General features: G+C 70.5%; 12 protein-coding genes and 1 tRNA gene. 7 read left to right on the forward strand and 6 right to left on the reverse strand.

Features of this window, described 5'->3' with window-relative positions:
* The first annotated feature begins 28 nt into the window (after positions 1–28).
* Together C472_RS07155 and C472_RS07160 are read left to right on the forward strand one after the other, a co-directional pair.
* Positions 29–982, forward strand: coding sequence for an ArsA family ATPase (locus C472_RS07155; protein ID WP_006629146.1), 954 nt, complete (start codon positions 29–31; stop codon positions 980–982).
* A gap of 242 nt (positions 983–1,224) precedes the next feature.
* Positions 1,225–3,081: a carbon starvation CstA family protein gene (locus C472_RS07160; RefSeq protein ID WP_006629147.1), complete on the forward strand. Its 1,857-nt coding sequence runs from the start codon at positions 1,225–1,227 to the stop codon at positions 3,079–3,081.
* Positions 3,082–3,151: 70 nt separating this feature from the next.
* Here C472_RS07160 and C472_RS07165 read toward each other — a convergent pair whose 3' ends face one another.
* Entirely contained in the window at positions 3,152–3,838 is a 687-nt protein-coding gene (locus C472_RS07165; protein WP_006629148.1) for a hypothetical protein, read from the reverse strand.
* Complete coding sequence (locus C472_RS07170; protein WP_006629149.1) at positions 3,831–4,211, reverse strand: cupin domain-containing protein; 381 nt, start codon at positions 4,209–4,211, stop codon at positions 3,831–3,833. Before C472_RS07170 ends, C472_RS07165 begins: the two co-directional genes overlap by 8 nt.
* A 124-nt stretch (positions 4,212–4,335) precedes the next feature.
* On the opposite strand from C472_RS07170, the gene C472_RS07175 reads away from it, so the two are divergent.
* The 4 genes from C472_RS07175 (at position 4,336) to C472_RS07190 (ending at position 6,081) form a co-directional block, all read left to right on the forward strand.
* Positions 4,336–4,599, forward strand: a complete 264-nt coding sequence (locus tag C472_RS07175; RefSeq protein WP_006629150.1) for a hypothetical protein — start codon at positions 4,336–4,338, stop codon at positions 4,597–4,599.
* A gap of 62 nt (positions 4,600–4,661) precedes the next feature.
* Positions 4,662–5,348: a DUF5828 family protein gene (locus tag C472_RS07180; protein ID WP_006629151.1), complete on the forward strand. Its 687-nt coding sequence runs from the start codon at positions 4,662–4,664 to the stop codon at positions 5,346–5,348.
* A 63-nt stretch (positions 5,349–5,411) separates the two neighbouring features.
* Positions 5,412–5,651, forward strand: coding sequence for a hypothetical protein (locus C472_RS07185; RefSeq protein ID WP_006629152.1), 240 nt, complete (start codon positions 5,412–5,414; stop codon positions 5,649–5,651).
* Between the two features lie 55 nt (positions 5,652–5,706).
* Entirely contained in the window at positions 5,707–6,081 is a 375-nt protein-coding gene (locus C472_RS07190; RefSeq protein WP_006629153.1) for a helix-turn-helix domain-containing protein, read from the forward strand.
* Between the two features lie 67 nt (positions 6,082–6,148).
* On the opposite strand, the gene C472_RS07195 is transcribed toward C472_RS07190, so the two are convergent.
* Together C472_RS07195 and C472_RS07200 are read right to left on the reverse strand one after the other, a co-directional pair.
* Positions 6,149–8,251, reverse strand: coding sequence for a S9 family peptidase (locus C472_RS07195; RefSeq protein ID WP_006629154.1), 2,103 nt, complete (start codon positions 8,249–8,251; stop codon positions 6,149–6,151).
* An 82-nt stretch (positions 8,252–8,333) separates the two neighbouring features.
* Positions 8,334–8,927 carry an IMP cyclohydrolase gene (locus C472_RS07200; protein ID WP_006629155.1) on the reverse strand — a complete coding sequence of 198 codons (594 nt, stop codon included), beginning with the start codon at positions 8,925–8,927 and terminating at the stop codon, positions 8,334–8,336.
* Positions 8,928–9,079: 152 nt separating this feature from the next.
* On the opposite strand from C472_RS07200, the gene C472_RS07205 reads away from it, so the two are divergent.
* A tRNA-Gln gene (locus C472_RS07205) sits at positions 9,080–9,152 on the forward strand.
* A gap of 81 nt (positions 9,153–9,233) precedes the next feature.
* On the opposite strand, the gene cgi121 is transcribed toward C472_RS07205, so the two are convergent.
* The gene (gene cgi121, locus C472_RS07210; RefSeq protein WP_006629156.1) at positions 9,234–9,830 is read right to left on the reverse strand and encodes a KEOPS complex subunit Cgi121; all 597 of its coding nucleotides are present in this window, start codon (positions 9,828–9,830) and stop codon (positions 9,234–9,236) included.
* Positions 9,827–12,277, reverse strand: coding sequence for an ATP-dependent DNA helicase (locus C472_RS07215; protein ID WP_006629157.1), 2,451 nt, complete (start codon positions 12,275–12,277; stop codon positions 9,827–9,829). Before C472_RS07215 ends, cgi121 begins: the two co-directional genes overlap by 4 nt.
* Positions 12,278–12,418 lie beyond the last annotated feature (141 nt).

Genomic DNA, 12,418 nt, shown 5'->3' on the forward strand with positions numbered 1-12,418 from the left:
TGACGGAACGAGGGGGGTCCCGCGACTGATGGAGCCGTTCGTCTTCTTCGGCGGGAAGGGGGGCGTCGGCAAGACCACGGTCTCGTGTGCGTACGCGTACCGCTGCGCGACGGCGGGGGTGCGCACGCTCGTCGTCTCGACGGACCCGGCGCACTCGGTGTCGGACGTGTTCGACCAGTCGTTCGACGACGAGCCGCGGTCCGTGGAGGGCGTCGACGGGCTCGACGCGATGGAGATCGACCCCGAAGACGAGATGCAGCGGCACCTCGACGAGATCCGCGAGTCGCTCTCCGAGCAGGTGTCGGCGGGGATGGTCTCGGAGATCAACCGCCAACTGGAGATGTCGCACGGGACGCCCGGCGCGTACGAGTCCGCGCTGTTCGACGCGTTCGTCGACGTGATGCGCGAGGAGAGCGAGCCGTACGACCGGGTCGTCTTCGACACCGCGCCCACGGGGTCGACGCTGCGGCTGCTCGGGCTCCCCGAGTTCCTCGGCGACTGGATCGACCGGCTGCTGTACAAGCGGAAGCAGTCGATCGACCTGTTCGAGAAGGCGGCCATCGGGGACATGGAGCCCCGGCGGCTACTGGAGGGCGACCCGGTCATCGAACGGCTCCGGCGGCGCAAGGAGTTCTTCGAGTACGCCGGCGAGACGATGCGGACGGAGGCCGCGTTCTTCCTCGTGTTCAACCCCGACCAGCTCTCCGTCAACGAGACGGCGCGGGCGATCGAGGGATTCACCGAGCGGGACCTCTCCGTGCGCGGGCTCGTCGCGAACAAGCTCACGCCGACGCCCGACGACGACGAGACGGGCCGCGGGGCGCGCTACCTCCGGGAGCGGGTCGCGACCGAGCGCGACCGCCTCGAACAGGTCCGCGAGGGGTTCGAGCCGCCGCTCGTCGCCGAGATCGAGTCCCGGACCAGCGAGGTCCGCGGCGACGTCCTCACCGGGGTCGCCGACGCGCTCGACGTGGACGTCTGAGCCGGTCCGACGGCGTCGCCCACCCGCGGAACGGAACGATCGGAACCGGAGCGGAACCCCGCCCGAGCGCGCGCGAGTCGGATCGGACGTTGCTGTGGCGAATTTTATCTCTTTTGCCGGGTAAGAAACCCGATGCGTCCGGTTACTTCGGTCGGCTCGGCCGATCGATCGCCTCAAATATCATGAACGAAAGCAACGTTTAAGTCCGACATAGTGAACCGGTACCACGAGGCAGAGAACCTATGACAAGTGTAATCTGGATCGTAGTTGCCGTGCTGGGCACGTTCACCGTGGGGTATATGGGGTACTCGCGGTACCTCTCGCGGTTCGTCGACCTCGACGACGACCGGGAGACGCCGGCGCACAAGTACGAGGACGGACAGGAGTACGTCCCGTCGAAGAAACCGGTGTTACTGGGGCATCACTTCTCGAGTATCGCGGGCGGCGCGCCCATCGTCGGGCCGATCACGGCCGGAGCCATCTGGGGGTGGGTTCCGGCGCTGCTGTGGGTCGCGATCGGCAACCCGCTGATGGGCGCGGTCCACGACTTCATCTCGCTGTCGAGTTCGATCAGACACGAGGGACGGTCGATCGGGTATATCGTGGGGCAGTACGTCGGCGAACGGGGAAAGAACCTGCTGCTGTGGTTCGCGTTCCTCACGATCATCCTCGTCGTCGCCGTGTTCGCCTTGGTCGTCGGAATCGTGTTGAACGCGTACCCGTCGGCGGCGACGGCGAGTTTCGTGTACATCGCGCTCGCGGTCGTGTTCGGCGTGTACCTCTACCAGCTCGACGGGCCGTTCATCCCGGGGACCGTCTTGTTCGTCGCCGGGGTGTTCGCGGGCGTCTGGGTCGGCATCCAGTACCCGTTCGCGTTCTTCCAGCTGGCGGGCGACGCCTCTCACACCGCGGGCACGTTCGTCCTCTTCGAGGGGAGCACGGGCTCGTGGGTGCCCGGAGCGGGCGCGCTCGGCGGCAACACGGCCGCCTGGGTGCCCGTCATCCTGATATACGCGGTCATCGCGAGCGCGCTTCCGGTCTGGACGCTGCTACAGCCGCGCGACTACCTCTCGTCGTTCCTGCTGTACGCAGGCGTCGGGGGTGCGCTGCTGGCGATCATCGTCGGCACGGTCCTCGGCACCTCGTCGCAGCCGCTCGTGATCGACAGCAGCATCCAGCCGTTCCAGGGGTTCATGGGAGTCGACAGCCGAGCACCGTACCCGCTTTTCCCCATGCTGTTCGTGACTATCGCCTGCGGGACAATCAGCGGATTCCACTCGCTGGTCTCCTCGGGGACGACCGCGAAACAGCTGAACAAGGAGAGCGACGCCCGGCTCATCGGCTACGGCGGCATGCTCGGCGAGGGGCTGCTCGCGGCGACGGCGCTGTCCGCGCTCGCCATCGCCGGGTTCGCCTCCGACGCCGCGGCCGGCGGCATCGGCGGGGCGCTGCCGAACTTCGCGAGCGGCGGCGGTATCATCCTGACGAGCCTCGGTATTCCCGCCGAGTACGGCGCTCCGTTCATGGCGCTGGTGCTCGTGAGCTTCCTGCTCACCTCCACGGACACGGCCGCGCGGCTCGGCCGTTACATGATGGAAGAGATCGTCGGTACGCAGGGGACCACGAGCGAGTCCGGCTTCGGCGGCGGCGTCGGTTCGTTCGCCCGCGGCCGGTACACGAACCCGGTCATTCAGGGGCTGATAGCGTACGCGCTGGTCATCTCCGGCGAGTGGGCGACCCTGTGGGCGCTGTTCGGCAGCGCGAACCAACTGCTCGCCGCGCTCGCGCTGCTCACCGGGACCGTCTGGCTCGCTAACTGGAACGAGACGAAACAGCTCGTCAGCACGGGCGTCCCGATGGCTATCATGGTCGTTATCACCGTGATCGCCTTGGCGTTCCTGGCGGGGTATCAGTGGCTGTTCGTCAACCTGATCCAGGGCGGCGTGACCGGCATCGGCAACCAGATCTCGATGGTCGTCCGGATCGCGCTCGCGGTCGTGTTGGTCTACCTCGCACTGTCGCTCGTGCGCATCGGCTACGACAACATCACGAGCGTGCGGGGCGGCGACCGCCCGGCCGCCGAACCGAGCGACGACTGACGCGACCGACCACCCCGCCTCCGCGCCCTCCGTGCGCTCCGCGGTCACTTCTTCGACAGACAGGGGGCTGTCACCGCCAGAACCACTTCGCGACCCGCGAGAAGAACCCCTCGTCCGGCTCGTCGACCGGCTCCCACAGGCGGAAGGCGGCGGCGGTGTCGGCGCGCTCGCTCGCGGCGAGCGACTCGCGCTCGGGCGCGACGACGACCAGGTTCACCTCGTAGTGCCCGTAGTAGCCGAACTTCAGGAGAGTGCGGTCTCGGAACCCCTCGACGAAGTCGGCGACGTCGTCCGGGAGCTCGTCGGCGACGAGGACGACGGTGACGTCGCTCTCGTAGTGCTCCTCGTGGCCGTCGACGCGGTCGTCGGCGACGCCGTGGGCGAACTCGACGAGTCGTTCGAGATCGCCGACGCGCGGCCGCGAGACTCGGCGGGCGAACACGTACTCGCGCATGTCGTGGTCCGCGTAGCTCAGGACGGGGTGGAGGAACTGCTTCTGGTTGCGGACGCGCATCTCCGCGTACAGCTCGAAGCGCTCGCCGTCGACGGCCACGTCGCGGTCGAGGTCGTAGCTGTACATGAGCCGGTCCGACACGCGGTCGAGGTACTCGTCGTCGTAGTCCGGCACCGACTCGCGGATCTCCGCCGGCAGCTCCTCGGGGTCGCGGCGGGGGCCCTCACCCGGCTCGGCGGTCCCCGCCGTCCCCGACTCCCCGCCCGGGTCGGAGCGCTCGTCCGACGCCGCGCGGTCACTCATCGTGGGGATCGTACGCGACGGCGTCGCCGGACGCGGGCGGCGCGCCGACCGCCAGCACGGTCACCGGTCCGTCCGCGTCCGCGGGGTTGTACGCGCGCTGCGGGCTCTCGGGGTCGACCACGAACAGGTCGTCCGTCGCCACCTCGTACGTCCGGTCGGGCGTCTCGACCGCGAGCGTCCCGTCGAGGACGTAGAACGCCTCCTGTTGGGTCTCGTGGTAGTGGTACGCCAAGGGGAGCTGCTCGCCGGGCTCGGCGCGAAACCGGTTGATCGCCGCGGCGTCGAGTCCCCCCGGTTCCGCCAGCTTCCGGCACTCGCTGGGGCGGCCCGACTCCGGTTCGACCGAGTCGATGTCGACGACGCGGTATCCCATGGGAACGCATTCCGCGGAGCCAGTAAAAGCGCGTCGGGAACCGGATCCCGCCGCGCTGGGCCCCGTTCGGGGAGGCGGAGCGCGGATTTAAGTCCGAGAGCCGCCTACCGTGGGATGAGAGGCCATGTCAGACGACGAGACGCGCACACCGGAGCCGGTCGACGCCGAGATCACGGCGGAAGCGTGCGGCCGCTGCTCGATGTCGACCGTCGTCGGAGCGGTGGCGAACGACCAGTCCCCAGAGGAGCGCGCCGAGCGAGATCCGTTCGCCGACGGGCGGATCGAGGTGGACGAGTCGTCGCTCCGTCGGGTCTCGCCCGCCGGCTATCTCGGTGACCTCAAGCGCCGGGTCGACGAGATCGGCCGCCGGATCGGATACGGGGAGTAGCGTCTCGACGCACGTCAGTTCGAAGAGATTTATACGCGTCCGTTCCGTAACGAGGGCAATCGATGGAAGAGAGCATCTCCGGCTTCAAGGTGCGCGGAGACTGGGGCGACGTCGTCGAACACGGCGAGCGGATCGCCTTAGCACTCCGGGAGGTCGGCGTCGACGAGGACGCCTACTACGAGTTCGACGAGTGGCGACCCAAGACCCACGAGCGCATCGACGAGGACGTCTCGGAGAAGACCGCGGCGCAGGCGTCCGTCGACGAGGGGAAAGGCGAGCGCGCGGGGAAGTCCCCCGGCGACGACCTCCAGACGGCCGGCGAGAAGCTCACCGAGTCCTACGAGAAGGTCGAGGAGAACGACACCGAGAGCGCCCGCGAGCGCTGGGGCGAGTCGATCGAACACGTCGCCCGCGCGGCCGACTCAGCCAGCCGGAAGGCGCTCAGGAAGGTCGAGGACGCCGTCTACCGCAACGTGATGACCCAGATGGCCCCGTACTACTTCGACAACGAGCTCGTCAGCGCCAACATCCAGGAGGTCGCCCGCGCGGAGGACGGCGAGACGTTCGTCTTCGAGGTGAACGTCAACGACGACGAGCTGAAAGCCGAGGTGTCGGACGTGCTCGGCGACTACGAGTCGGAGATAGACCGCTGGCACGTCGACACGGAGAAGCGGACCGAGGACGTCGCCGCCGCCGAGGGGGTCGAACCGCCGGCGGAGGAGGGCGGCCCGGACTCGACGACGACGTAACCGGCGCGCTCCGCGCCGAGCGATATCGGTCGGTTTTAACTCGCCGACCGCGGACACGAACGCATGAGCGAGGTACTTCGGGTCGAGGCGGGGGAGCTGTCCGCCGACGAACTCATCGACGAACTCAACGACGGCCGGCGGATCCTCGTCGACGTCGAGGTCGCCGGGGCCAGCCACGAGGTCGCGCTCCGGTACGACGGGGAGACCTACCACTGCGACACGCCGACGAACCTCCATCGACACGCCGCGGAGTCGGACATGCGGGGCTGTATCGACCAGATGGGATACGCGGCCGAGGAGTGAGGCTCTCGTCGCCGAGAAACCGACATTTAACCTCGGCGCGTGCGAACCGGGCGGCATGAGCGACCCCGAAATCGAGGACCTCGTCGGCGACCGGTCCCCCTCGTTCGAACACGTCCTCTCCTGCGTCTTCGGCGTGCGCGACCACGAGAGCCGGGCGTACCTGACGCTGCTCGACAACCCCGGCAGCACCGTCTCGGAGCTCGCCGACGCCCTCGACCGGGACCGGTCGAACGTGAACCGGTCGCTGTCGACGCTCCGCGAGAAGGGGCTCGTCGAGCGCCGCCGGCGGCTGCTCGACTCCGGCGGATACGTCTACCAGTACACCGCGATCCCGGTGCCGGAGGCCAAGCGGCGGCTCCACGACGCCTTGGACGAGTGGGTCGCGGACGTCCACGACGCCATCGACGGGTTCGATCCCGACGAGCGCTGAGCCGGGGCCGACGCGACCGTCTATTCCTCCGCTTCGTCCGACTCCTACTATCCGCTTCGTCCGACTCCTACTCCTCCGCTTCGTCCGACTCCTCGCCCGCGGTCAGCCCGTCGTCCTCGGGGCGGTCGAGCGCGCGCTCGGCGTCGTGGTGGTCGGAGTAGCCGTCGAACCAGCGGGCGATCCGCTCGATGCGGTCGACGACGTGGGCCGGCTCGCCGGACCGGGACAGCTCGTGGCCCTCGCGCGGGTACCGGACGAACCGCGTGTCGACGCCGTTCTTCCGGAGGATCCGGTGGTACAGCTCCGCCGTACAGATCGGGGTCCGCGTGTCGTCCTCCGAGTGGATCAGGAGGGTCGGCGTGTCGACGTCGTCGGCGTGGCCGGTCGGCGACCGCTCCCAGAGCCACTCGGGCTCCTCGGACGGGACCGTGTCGAAGTCGCCCTCGACGAGCTTGTAGGCCGCGTCGGTCGAGCCGTAGAAGCCGGTGAGGTCGTACACGCCGCGCTGGGAGACCGCCGCGTCGAAGTAGTCGGTCTGGCCGACGATCCATCCGGTCATGAACCCGCCGAAGGAACCGCCGGTGACGAACGCATTGGAGGCGTCGACCTCCGGCCGGTCGGCGACCGTCTCGACGCCCGCCATCACGTCGCGAGCGGTGACCGCGCCCCAGTCGCGCTCGATGGCCTGCATGAACTCTTCGCCGTAGCCGGTCGAGCCGCGGGGGTTCGACCAGAAGACCGCGTAGCCGCGGGCGGCGAGCGTCTGGAACTCGTGCCACATCGTTCCCGAGGTCGACCACATCGCGTGCGGGCCGCCGTGGATCTCGACCGCGAGCGGGTACGGCTCGTCGGCGTCGGCGGATTCCGGCGGCGTCAGCAGCCACCCCTGAATCTCGACGCCGTCGGACTCGAACCGGATCTCCTCCGGTTCGCCGACAGCGCGCTCGGCGAGGTAGTCGGCGTTGAGTTCGGTGAGCCGCGTCGCCTCGTCGGCCGCGGCGTCGTAGGCGAACGCGTCGCCCGGGTGGTCCCACTCGCTGGCCGCGAACGCGACGGTCACGGAGTCCGGGCCGGCGTCGGCCTCGCCGCCGACGGTCGCGTCCGAGACCGTCCCCGGGCGGAGCAGGCGCTCGGGGTCCGCGCTCCCGTCGGCGGGGACGTGCCAGAGGGCCGTCTTCCCCTCGTCGGGCGTCGCGAAGTACAGCGTCTCGGCGTCCGGGCCCCACTGCGGCGTCGTCCCCCGACCCAGCCCGCGGTCGAGGTCGCCGGTGAGGTCGGTGACCGCGCCGGACTCGGCGTCGAGCACGCGGAGGTCGGTCGGCTGCATCGACACCTGGTCCGGCTCCGCGTGCGTGAACGCGACGCGGCCGTCGGCGGTCGACGCGAGGTCGGCCCCCCAGCCGGTCGTGGTGTGGACGCGCTCGTCGTCGCCGGACGCGAAGTCGCGCGCGCGGATCGCGATCTCGACGGAGTCGTCGGGGTCGTCGCCGACGGCCTCGGTGTAGTACAGGGTGTCGGCGTCGCCCCACGACGGGGCGGCGAAGTCGGCGTCGCGGTGGGTGACCCGCGCGACCGCGCCCGACTCGGCCGGGTCGGGGTCGGTGACGCCGCCCACGGTCGCGTCCGCGTCGACGACGTACACGCCCGGTCGGCGGCCGTCGAAGTAGCGCTCCATGGACCGGTAGACGGTGCGGTCGATGACGCGCGGGTCGGGGTGCTCCTCGGGCTCGTAGTCGTCCGGCACGGCGAGGTCGCGGTCCGCCTCGCGGTCGTCGGCCGTCACCGACTGGACGAACGCGATCCGCTCGCCGTCGGGCGACCACGCGATCTGTGAGACGCCGCCGACCACGTCGGTGAGGCGGCGCGCCTCGCCCCCGTCGACCGGGAGGACCCACAGCTGCTGGCGGTCGTCGGCCGCGCCCCGGGTGGAGGCGAACGCGATCCGGTCGCCGGAGGGGCTCCAGCGCGGTTCGGCGTCCGAGCCCTCCGGGAGGGTGAGCCGCCGCGGGTCGTCCTCGCCCGCGACGTCGACGAGGTACACGGTCGTCTCGTAGCTGTCGTCGTCGTTCGGCTGTCGGCGCACGAAGGCGACGCGGTCGCCGTCCGGCGAGATCCGGGGGTCGGACGGGACCGCGAGGTCGTGGTAGTCGGCCGCGGTGACGCGCTCCATGGGCGTCACTCGGACGGGGGAGTCAAAAGGCGTCGGGAGTCGGAAAGGCGGGCGGCTGTACCGTACTCCGGGACGGGTCCGCTCAGTCGCCGCCGTTGTCGAACGCGAGCGCGACGCCGCCGTCGTCGACGGTCGCCCCGGCGGCGCAGACGGGATGTTCGAGGTCGGCGTCCAGCAGTTCGGTCGCGACGCCGTCGGCGTCGGTCGCGGTCAGGTCGTACGGCTCGGGGGAATCCGTCTCGTAGGTCGCGACGACGGTCGGCTCCTCGACGGCCTCGACGAGCAGCGCGTCGCGCCGGACGACACCGATCGCCGCCGACTCCGCTCCGACGACGCCGGCGACGCGGGGCGTGTCGTAGTCGTCCTTCTCGAAGTCGAGCGCGAGTAGCGGCGTCGCGAGCGCGTCGCGAGCGGGGTAGCCCAGTTCCAGTTTCTCCGCGATCGGGTCGACGTGGGAGCCGTTGCCGAGGACCGCGAGCGCCTCGCCGGTCGGCGTCTCGACCGCGCGGGCGCAGTTGTACGAGACGTACGGGTTGTCCGTCTCGGGCGCGTCCGGGGTCGGACCGACGGTGAGCGTCCCGTCGCGGTCGGTGACGCGGCGGTTCGGGAACGAGCGCGAGGAGACGCGGTAGCCGCCGATGCCGGGCGCGACGACGACGAATCGTCCGACGTACATACAGTTTCGTGCGGATTGAGTCGTGTAAAACGCGTCGATATGGGCACGAACGCGATCCGAGAGCGGCTCGATCCCGGACGGTCGTCACGGAGTCGCACGGCGGTCGCAACGCGCAACGCTTACAAAGACGTGCGGGCTATCGGTGAGTACGCAGTCCATTGGGGTAGTGGCCAATCCTGTTGCCTTCTGGGGGCAACGACCCTGGTTCGAATCCAGGATGGACTACTTCTGCCGTTCTCCCGCTTCGACTGGAACCGTGAGAGGCCTCCGTCCGTCGGTTTCCAGTCGAAACGAAGGGGTATGCGATCACTTCTCGACGTCGAGCAGCGCGACCCGCTCGCGAACGACGTCCGTCAGGTCGCCGGTCGTCGCGGCGAGTTCGCGGTCCGTGACGCCGTAGAACTCGCGGACGCGGTCCTCGTCGAGCGCGGGGTTCCGGCTCTCGCCGAACTCGCTGGCCCCCTCGACGGCGAGTTCGCGAATCCGCTCGACGGCTTCGTCCACGTCCGCGGGCGGGCGGTCGACGCCGGGGACGTCGCCGAAGTCGGCGACGAGGACGACCGCCGCGCGCTCGCCCTCCGAGACGCCGAGGCCGAGCGCGCGGTCGATCTGCCTGCGGCCGGCCGCGTACAGCAGTATCTCGACGCCGGGGTCGCGGGCGACCGCCTCGCCGCGGGCGATCGACCGGGCCGCGAGCCGGGTCGCCGCCCGGAGGTGCGCGGGCGAGACGACGAGGTCGGCGTCGAACGCCTGCACCACCGCGCCGGTCTCCGCGGCGATTTCGTCGAGGTCGGCGAGGAACGCGTCGAGGTCGGGGACCGCGAACGTCCCGGCGACGAGACCGACGGCGGGGTCGGGGGGCGCTGCCGGCTCGCCCGCGGCCCCGACCGCGGAGTCGGTCATCCGAAATCACCCAGGCTGGCCTGTCCGTCGCCGTCGCCGTCGGCGTCCGCGCCCGCGGTCGCCGCCGCGGAGGCGGAGCTGTCGGGGTCGACCCCGTCGATCGAGGGGTCCTCCCGGCCGGCGTTCTCTAAGATCCGCTCGGCGGTGCGCTCGCGGCCGCGGAGCGCGCCGAGCACGACCGCCTTGTCCGCCTCGCGGAGGTCGGCGCGGCTCTCGATGCCGGCCTCGTAGAGGCGGCGGGCGCGCTTGCGACCGACGTTGCGGACGCCGGCGAGATCGAGCAGCTCCTCGCGGACGCCGTACTCCAGGCGCTTGCGCGCCTCGCGGACCTGGACGACCACGTCGCCGTCGATCCCATCCACGTCGCGCGCGAGCGTCTCCGCGGCTCGGAGGAGCCACTCGGCGGTGTCGACCTTCCCCCGGATGTCACCGGGACCGACACCGTAGCGCTCCGCGATCCGGTCTTCGTCCACCTCGTTCGCCCAGTCTTCGAGCAGGCGGGCCGTCTTCAGCGCGGCGAGCCAGTCCTCGAACCGCACGTCCTCGTACTCGGAGGGCACGTCGCCGAGGAACTCCGGCTCGCGCTCGTAGCAGACCTCGGTGTACTCCTCGCGGTCGCCGGACTTGAGGTACAGCTCGTAGGTGTCGGGGGTCCGGCTGACGAGGTGGTAGAGCCCGAGCGGGGTGACGGCGGAGCGCTCGTCGTCGTCCGAGTCGGGCCGATCGGCGTCGCCATCGGTCTCATCTGCGTCCCCGCGGGTGTACGTGGTGAAGCCCGGTTCGGCGTCGTCGGGGTCCGCGTCGCCCCCGTCCGCCGGGACGAACTCGGCGTCCGCGGCGGCGGCGTCGCCGGCGTCTGCGACGGTGCGGAGGCCGTCGAGGATCTCCGCCGCGCTCATCGGGTCGAGGTAGAGCCGCGAGACGGTGTGGCCGATCCCGGTCGCGGCGAGGCCCTCCGTCCCGCCGTCGCGGTCGCGCTCGACGAAGCCGTTGACTTCGAGGTACTCCAAGACCGTGTCGGTGACCGCGGCGAGGCGGCCCTCGTCGTCCGTCTGTGCCGCGTAGAGGGTGTTGTCGAGGAACGACAGGAGGCCCTCGCGGGTGGCGGCGAAGCCGGAGGCGATCGTCGCGAGGACGTGGGTGCGGAGCGCGGGCTCGGCCGCCAGCTTCGAGCGGACCGGCTCGGCCTCGGCCCAGACGTACCGCTCGAACAGCTCCTCCTGCGTGTCGGCGTCGTTCGCGAGCAGCACCGCCTCGCCGTACGGGTCGAGCCCGGGGCGGCCCGCCCGCCCGCACATCTGGTGGACTTCGAGGACGTCGAGGGGCTTCATGCCGCCGAACTCGCCGTCGTAGCGCCGCCAGTCGCGGACGATCACCCGGCGGGCGGGGGTGTTGACGCCGGCGGCGAGGGTGGGCGTCGCGGAGACGCACTTGATCAGGCGGTCGCGGAACGCGTCCTCGACGAGGCTCCGGTGTTCGCTGGCCAGCCCGGCGTGGTGGAACGCCGACCCCTGCTCGACCGCGTCCGCGAGGTCCTCCGAGGTGTCGGTGTCGGAGACGCCGCGGATCTCCTCGGCCAGGTCGCGGAGGCGGTCGCGCTCCTCGCCGGTGAGCCGGGAGCTCGTCACCTCGCCCAGCTTGCGGGCCGACGACTCGGCGTTGCGCCGGGAGTTGACGAAGACGAGCGAGGAGCCGCCCTGGCCGCCCTCCTCGGTGTCCAAGGCGTCGCCGACGAGCTTCGCGGTCTGGTCCTCGCCGCGCTCGACCGGGACCTCGCGCTGGCTCCCGTCGTCGAAGTTGATCGCGTTGCCGAAGTGGACGCCGGTGTGAAGCTCGATCGGCCGCCAGTCGGACTCGACGAGTTCGGCGTCGAGCCAGTCGGCGATGACGTCGGCGTTGCCGACGGTCGCCGAGAGCGCGACGGTCTGGAGGCCGGGGTTCACCTTGCGGAGCTTCGCGAGCGTCACTTCGAGGGTCGGGCCGCGGTGGGAGTCGTCGACGAGGTGGACCTCGTCGCTGACGACGCATGTGAGGTCGTCGATCCACGGCGCGCCGTTGCGGATCAGCGAGTCCACCTTCTCCGAGGTGGCGACGATGATGTCGCGGCTCGCGAGCCACTCGCCGTCCGAGTCGTAGTTGCCCGTCGAGACGCCGACCGTCACGTCGAACTCCTCCCAGCGCTCGAACTCCGCCTTCTTCTCGCTGGCGAGCGCGCGCAGCGGGACGATATATAAGGCCTTGCCGCCGCGCTGGATCGAGGAGAGCATCGCCAGCTCCGCGATCAGCGTCTTGCCGGAGGCGGTGGGGACGGCCGCGACGAGGCTCTCGCCGTCGACGACCCCGGCCTCGACGGCCGCCTGCTGGGGCGGGTACAGCTCCGCGACGCCCTCCGCTTCGAGCGCCTCGCCGACGCCCGCGGGGAGCCCGGAGAGCGAACTCGGTTCCATTACCGGACTCTGGTCCCCGACGCGATTTAAACCGTCGGAAGGCGTCGCTCCGCGCTTTTAAACAGCGAACGATGGAACGACACCGGACGGTCGGCGCGCGCCTCCGAGGCCGCATCGCGGCCGAGGAGCGCGTGCGAGGGA

It is taken from the genome of Halorubrum tebenquichense DSM 14210 (genome assembly GCF_000337415.1).
Lineage (GTDB): Archaea > Halobacteriota > Halobacteria > Halobacteriales > Haloferacaceae > Halorubrum > Halorubrum tebenquichense.

Coding starts and splice junctions, on each gene's coding strand:
- C472_RS07170 (WP_006629149.1), bottom strand. CDS start 4,211: ATGGGATACCGCGTCGTCGACATCGACTCGGTCGAACCGGAGTCGGGC.
- C472_RS07160 (WP_006629147.1), top strand. CDS start 1,225: ATGACAAGTGTAATCTGGATCGTAGTTGCCGTGCTGGGCACGTTCACC.
- C472_RS07190 (WP_006629153.1), top strand. CDS start 5,707: ATGAGCGACCCCGAAATCGAGGACCTCGTCGGCGACCGGTCCCCCTCG.
- C472_RS07185 (WP_006629152.1), top strand. CDS start 5,412: ATGAGCGAGGTACTTCGGGTCGAGGCGGGGGAGCTGTCCGCCGACGAA.
- C472_RS07175 (WP_006629150.1), top strand. CDS start 4,336: ATGTCAGACGACGAGACGCGCACACCGGAGCCGGTCGACGCCGAGATC.
- C472_RS07180 (WP_006629151.1), top strand. CDS start 4,662: ATGGAAGAGAGCATCTCCGGCTTCAAGGTGCGCGGAGACTGGGGCGAC.
- C472_RS07155 (WP_006629146.1), top strand. CDS start 29: ATGGAGCCGTTCGTCTTCTTCGGCGGGAAGGGGGGCGTCGGCAAGACC.
- C472_RS07200 (WP_006629155.1), bottom strand. CDS start 8,927: ATGTACGTCGGACGATTCGTCGTCGTCGCGCCCGGCATCGGCGGCTAC.
- cgi121 (WP_006629156.1), bottom strand. CDS start 9,830: ATGACCGACTCCGCGGTCGGGGCCGCGGGCGAGCCGGCAGCGCCCCCC.
- C472_RS07215 (WP_006629157.1), bottom strand. CDS start 12,277: ATGGAACCGAGTTCGCTCTCCGGGCTCCCCGCGGGCGTCGGCGAGGCG.
- C472_RS07165 (WP_006629148.1), bottom strand. CDS start 3,838: ATGAGTGACCGCGCGGCGTCGGACGAGCGCTCCGACCCGGGCGGGGAG.
- C472_RS07195 (WP_006629154.1), bottom strand. CDS start 8,251: ATGGAGCGCGTCACCGCGGCCGACTACCACGACCTCGCGGTCCCGTCC.